This is a genomic window from Streptomyces sp. SBT349, assembly GCF_001083795.1.
Lineage (GTDB): Bacteria > Actinomycetota > Actinomycetes > Streptomycetales > Streptomycetaceae > Streptomyces.
The window spans coordinates 1-3,056 of the sequence record NZ_LAVK01000555.1 but is presented as its reverse complement, the minus strand read 5'-3'; the positions used below and the strand labels follow the sequence as shown (position 1 = coordinate 3,056).

2 protein-coding genes are annotated in these 3,056 nt (G+C 73.2%); one reads left to right on the top strand and one right to left on the bottom strand.

Annotated elements, in window-relative coordinates:
- Nucleotides 1–169: 169 nt before the first annotated feature.
- On the top strand, nt 170–2,050 hold the full coding sequence (locus tag ADY01_RS34500; RefSeq protein ID WP_049580726.1) for a multicopper oxidase domain-containing protein: 1,881 nt from the start codon (nt 170–172) through the stop codon (nt 2,048–2,050).
- A gap of 12 nt (nt 2,051–2,062) precedes the next feature.
- Here ADY01_RS34500 and ADY01_RS34495 read toward each other — a convergent pair whose 3' ends face one another.
- Nucleotides 2,063–3,001, bottom strand: coding sequence for an aldo/keto reductase (locus ADY01_RS34495; RefSeq protein WP_234320531.1), 939 nt, complete (start codon nt 2,999–3,001; stop codon nt 2,063–2,065).
- Nucleotides 3,002–3,056 lie beyond the last annotated feature (55 nt).

Below are 3,056 nucleotides of genomic sequence, written 5' to 3'. Positions count from 1 at the left end.
CGGGTGGGGGCGGAAAGATGGCCGGGAAAAGCGGGAAACGCGCGGATATACGTTCGATCGCGCAACTCGTGGCCGCGGTCGGTGGTCACAGTGTGTGGAAGCCACCGCCGCGTTCGGCCGGTGGCACATGGGGGAACCACTGGGGGGTTCGAACGTGTCTGACATCACCATGCAACGTGCCTTCGACGCGCCGGAGTTCGACGCGGAGGAGGTCGCGTCCCGCGCGGAGTCCGTGGGGGGGCTCACGCCGTACCTGGACCCGCTGCGCATACCGCCGACGCTCCGTCCGGGGCGCGACGGCGAGCTCGCGCGGATCGAGATCAACCTGCGGTCGACCTGGACGCGCCTGCACTCGCAGATGGCCCCGACGCATGTCTGGGCCTACGAGGGGCACTTCCCGGGGCCCACCGTCGAGGTGCGGCGCGGGCAGCGGATCCGGGTCTCCTGGAAGAACCTCATCGACAGCGCCTACCCCGCCATGGCGGGCGACGCGCCGGCCGTGGGGAACGTTCCGCCCACCGCCGTTCCGGGCCGGGGCGAGGGGTTCGTGGAGACCAAGGACGTCGCCGACCTGCCCGGCTGGTCCGTGACCCACCTGCACGGCGCGATCACCGGCGGCGGCAACGACGGCTGGACGGAGAACGCGGTCGCGCGTGGCGACGCCCAGCTCTCCGAGTATCCGAACGACCAGCGCGCCATGACCATGTGGTACCACGACCACGCCATGCACATCACGCGGTGGAACGTCTACGCGGGCCTCGTCGGGATGTACCTCCTCCGCGACGCCGAGGAGGACGCGCTGCACCTGCCGAGCGGCGCGTACGAGGTGCCGCTCGTGCTGACCGACCGGAACTTCCAGGTGGACGCCTCGGGGCGGCCCACCGGCGAGATGCTGTACAAGGTGCGGCGGCTCCCGGCCGCCGACCCGGAGGCGGCGCCCGTCACCCTCCCGTTCTCCGGCCCGTACACGCTGGTCAACGGGGTGGTGTGGCCGCACCTCGACGTCGAGGCGCGCTGGTACCGCTTCCGGCTGCTGAACGGCGCCAACGCGCGGACGTTCAACCTCGTCCTGATCGACGAGGACGGCCGTCCGGTCCGGGGGGCGATCCGGCAGATCGGCTCCGACGGCGGCCTGTTGCCGGTGCCGGTGCCGGTCGACTTCGAGGGCGCCCTGCCCCGGCTGACCGTCGCCCCGGCCGAGCGCATGGACCTGCTCATCGACTTCTCGGCGCTGCGCGGCACGCGGGTGCGGCTGGTCAACGTCCCGCAGAACGGCAGGCCGGGCGAGGGGGACGCGGCGCGGGACGTGCCGTTCCCGCAGGTGATGGAGTTCCGGGTGGGCCGGCGGCCGGTGCGCGACCGGTTCGTGCTGCCCCGCGTGATCTCCTCGTCGTTCCGCAGGCTGGAGCACGGGGCGCAGGGGCACGGCCACCGGCTGATCGTGCTCACCCCGACGACCACCCTGGGCGGCAGGGGCCACCCCGAGATCTGGGAGATGGCGGAGGTCCCCGAGGACAGCGTCGCGGTGCCGTCCGACGGCGTCGTCCAGGTGAAGGACGCGGAGGGGGTGACGAAGACCTACCGCCGCGTCGCCCGCACGTTCGACGACACGCTCACCTTCAAGGTCGAGCACGGGGCGTTCGAGCAGTGGAACTTCCTGAATCTGAACGGTCCCACCCACCCGATGCACATCCACCTCACCACCTACCAGGTGATGGGCCGCGACCCGTATCTGACCTCGACGTTCGACCCCGCCGTCGGCGGCACGATCAGCCCGGTCGCGTACAACGGGGCCCCGGAGGCCGCGATCCCGCTCGCGCCGAACGAGCGGGGGTGGAAGGACGTCGTCCGGGTCCCGCCGAACGAGATGGTGCGGGTCATGGGCGAGTACGCCGGGGCGCACGGGCGGTTCATGTACCACTGCCACCTGCTGGAGCACGAGGACATGGGCATGATGCGGACGTTCACGGTCATGCCGCCCGAGGTGATGAGGTTCGACCACAACCTCCACCAGGAGCACCCGGGAGAGCCGGGCCACCCGGACCACTGAGCCGGGCGCCCCTCAGGGGAGCACCGCGTCGAGCTCCTCCCACAGCGCCGGGGGGATCGGATGGGCCAGGTGGGCGGCGTTCCGTTCGATCTCCTCGGGGCTTCTGGCGCCGACCAGGACCGTGGCCACGGCCGGGTGGGTCAGCGGGAACTGGAGGGCCGCGGCCAGCACGGGCACCCCGTGCCGGTCGCACGCCGCGCGGACGGCCTCGATCTCGCCGGCGCGCAGCCCCGGCGTCACCACGCCCGCCGCCATCACGGCGGTGCCGCGTGCCGCGCACAGCGGTAGCAGTTCGGTGAGCGCCGAGCGGTCGAGCAGGGTCCAGCGCCCCGCGATGAGGACGCAGTCCGGTCCCGGCGCCGGGGCCTCGCGCAGGAAGCGGGCCGCCACGTCGGCGTGGTTGACACCCAGCGAGACCGCCCCGACGGTGCCCGCGTCCCGCAGTTCGGCCAGCGCGCGATACGCCTCGCCCAGCGCCGTCGGGTAGTCCTCGTCGGGGTCGTGGATGTGCAGCACGTCGACGCGGTCGAGCCCGAGCCGTTCCAGGCTCTCCTCCAGCGAACGCCGCACCGCCGCGGCGGAGTAGTCGAGCCGGGGGCCGAGCCCGGGCGGCGGGTCGGCCCAGATGTCCTGGGTGTCGGGCCCGCCCGGCTCGATCAGCCGGCCGACCTTGGTGCACAGGACATACGCGGCGCGGGGCCGCCCCCGCAGCACCGCCCCGGTGCGGGTCTCGGAGCGGCCGTAGCCGTAGACGGGCGCGGTGTCGTAGAGCCGCACGCCGAGCTCCCAGGCCCGTTCGACCGTGGCGGCGGCCCGCTCGGGGGGAACGGCCTCGAACATCCCGCCGATCGGGGCGAGTCCGAGGCCGAGGCGGCTGACGGTCAGTCCGGTGCGGCCCAGGGGGACGAGGTCCCCGGCCGCGTACATGGGTATCTCGGGAGTGCCGTGCATGCGGGCACGGTAGCGCGGGCCCTACGCGCCCCCGGCGCAGAGGGAGGTGGTGGCG